The organism is Enterobacter sp. Lyrl_3, from assembly GCF_051948675.1.
Taxonomy (GTDB): domain Bacteria; phylum Pseudomonadota; class Gammaproteobacteria; order Enterobacterales; family Enterobacteriaceae; genus Enterobacter; species Enterobacter cloacae.
Genome location: NZ_JAYJLI010000070.1, coordinates 1 through 492 on the forward strand (window position 1 = coordinate 1; position 492 = coordinate 492).

The window sequence follows — 492 nt, forward strand, 5'->3', positions numbered from 1 at the left end:
CTCCCAAACTCCACCAAACTCAAGTATAATCATACATATACAACCTTTACGAACGATTTGAACTCCACCAAAGTCAATACAACTCTCTCTGAATCAATCTTCAGTTGGGGGCACTGGTGGGGGCTCAACGAGTTCAATCAGTTTTAGGGGCCCCCATATGGCACTCACAGCCCGGCAGGTAGAGACTGCCAAGCCAAAAGAAAAAGACTATAAACTCACTGATGAGCGCGGTTTATTCCTGCTGGTCAAAACCAGCGGCGCACGTTACTGGCGTATGAAATACCGCATTGCAGGTAAAGAGAAAAAGCTGTCGATTGGCGTGTATCCCGAAATCACTCTCGCCGAAGCCAGGACTAAGCGCGATGAAGCCCGCAAAGTTATTGCCGAAGGCGGAGATCCCAGCGAAAAAAAGCAGTTGGAAAAACTCGCCCGTAAAATTTCCGTCGTGAACACGTTCAGGGCGCTGGCAATGGAATGGCACGCACACAAGCA

At 49.2% G+C, this 492-nt stretch carries 1 protein-coding gene; it reads left to right on the forward strand.

Annotation, left to right across the window (positions count from 1 at the left end):
• Positions 1-157: 157 nt before the first annotated feature.
• A partial coding sequence (locus tag VF709_RS24935; RefSeq protein ID WP_440232482.1) for an Arm DNA-binding domain-containing protein occupies positions 158-492 on the forward strand: 335 nt, incomplete at its 3' end.